The following is a 1,484-nucleotide window of genomic DNA, read 5'->3' as shown; positions in this document are numbered from 1 at the left end:
AGTCGGCCCTGAACAATTCATTTTGCTCGGCAAATGAGTTCACGCTGCCGACGGCGTAGCGGTTTCGAAGCCAAGCAAAGCGACGAGAATCAGGGCGTAAAAAAGCCGCAGCTTGCGCAGGATCATCCGCAGATTGTGGCCTGCGCCGCACAGCACCGCGTGCATTGCATCACCGAGCGCACCCTTGAGCCAATTGCGATCGAGTTTTCCATCTGCCTTCATGTGTCCGATGGCTGGCTCGATCGCGCTGCGCCGCCGGATCATCGCGCGCAAGCCTCGCGTGATACCGCGTCGCAGCCCCGGGTGATAGACCTTCACACCGTCAATGGCGACACCCTTGTAGCCGCGATCGACGACGGCGATCTGCGGCTGAACGTCGCTCAAGATCGCCGCCTGCTCCAACGCTTCGGCCAACGTGTGCCCGTCGTACGGATTACCCGGCATCGAGCGCGCGCCGATTACGAGACCTTCCTTGTGCGTCGTCGTGATCGACACCTTCACGCCGAACTCGTACGGCTTACGAGCTTTGCCCTTGGCCAAGCACTCCACTTCCGGCGCATGCAGCGCGTACAGCTTGTTCTTGTCCTTCTGCTTCTGCGTGAGAATGCGCTTCGTGCGGCCAATCAGATCTTCCAGCGACGCCCGGCTTGGCTGTGCAACGTCGTCCAGTTGCCGCTCGACGTCGCGCATCACGCGTCCCACTCGCGAACGCAACGTGCGCAGCGCTTTCTTCATCCGCTTGTACTGCTTCGCATGGGCGTAGCGACCGATCTGGCCTGCCAGTCGTGGCGCTTCGCGGTTGTAGTTCTGCCGCAGCTTCAGCCCATGCCGCTCAGCAGCCTTCACCAGATGTTCCCGGCAACGTTCGAGCAGGCGCGAATCAGTGGGATGCGCGATCGCCTTCTCCATGACCGTCGTATCAACGATTACCCGCTTCAGGCTCGACGTCTTGATGACGTTCCCTCGTTTGGCCGCCTCGATGGTCTCGGCGAGCAGTTCCTCAACACCAGCCTCGCCCAGACGCTTCCTCCAGCGCGTCAGGCTCGACGGATCAATCGGCGGCTGCGTCTGCAGGTACGTCTCGCCGGTGAACACTTGCCAGTACGGGTTCTCAAGCCATTGCCATACCACCTCTTCATCCGACAGATCGAACGCGTGCTGCAAGTACAGCAGCCCTGCAATCAAACGCGGCGACGTTGCCGGTCGCCCGCGATGCGACACGAAGCTCGCACTCATCGCCGCGTTCAACCGCTCCCAGTCGATCAGATCGGCAAGGCGAACCAACGGATGCTTCAAGTTGATCTGCTCGCGCAGCGGTTGGCGGAAGAAATCTCCCTCTGGCACCAGCGTCTTCGGACCCATCCACACCTCGTCAGGATTTGCAGGATTCACGCATCAATATGCCCGCTTCTTGCAAATCCAACAACACCGTTTCGGCTTCACAGCCTTACTGCATACGCCTCGCACGATTATTCAGGTCCGAC

The 1,484-nt window shown here is 60.4% G+C and carries 1 protein-coding gene; it reads right to left on the bottom strand.

The genetic code is table 11. The features are described 5' to 3' along the window. Positions 1-39: 39 nt before the first annotated feature. The gene (locus QQS38_RS25875; protein ID WP_130024442.1) at positions 40-1,362 is read right to left on the bottom strand and encodes an IS5 family transposase; all 1,323 of its coding nucleotides are present in this window, start codon (positions 1,360-1,362) and stop codon (positions 40-42) included. Between the last annotated feature and the right edge of the window lie 122 nt (positions 1,363-1,484).

Source organism: Trinickia sp. Z7, assembly GCF_056498045.1.
Note: the sequence above shows the minus strand (reverse complement) of the source record. Positions and strands in the feature narration are given on the sequence as shown.

What these genes read in the sequence shown, in the direction of transcription:
- QQS38_RS25875 (WP_130024442.1), bottom strand. Translation starts at nt 1,362, where the DNA reads ATGGGTCCGAAGACGCTGGTGCCAGAGGGAGATTTCTTCCGCCAACCG.